At 43.8% G+C, this 329-nt stretch carries 1 tRNA gene; it reads right to left on the bottom strand.

The features are described 5' to 3' along the window. Nucleotides 1-170: 170 nt before the first annotated feature. Nucleotides 171-246: transfer RNA gene (locus tag ACXAGQ_RS29085), tRNA-Ala, on the bottom strand. Nucleotides 247-329: the final 83 nt, after the last annotated feature.

The raw sequence follows: 329 nt of genomic DNA, 5'->3' as shown, positions 1-329 counted from the left end.
GAGAACTCGTTCCTACTTTATTCAAGTAGAAACTATTAGTATTGAATTCAAAGAATTCAATTTACTAGTCAGCTTTCCAGATTGTTAAAGAGCATGTGTATTTCTCTACCTAAACAAATAGGTTTCGATATCCACTTTCTAAGGATTCTTAAGGAAAAAACCTTAGAGAGTGGTGGAGCTAAGCAGGATCGAACTGCTGACCTCCTGCGTGCAAGGCAGGCGCTCTCCCAGCTGAGCTATAGCCCCATCGAAATGGTGTCTTTCTAAAAAAAAGTGGTGGGCGATACCGGGCTCGAACCAGTGACCCCCTCCTTGTAAGGGAGGTGCTC

The organism is Photobacterium sp. ABD4_091, from assembly GCF_056160145.1.
This window is presented reverse-complemented; position numbering and strand designations above follow the sequence as displayed.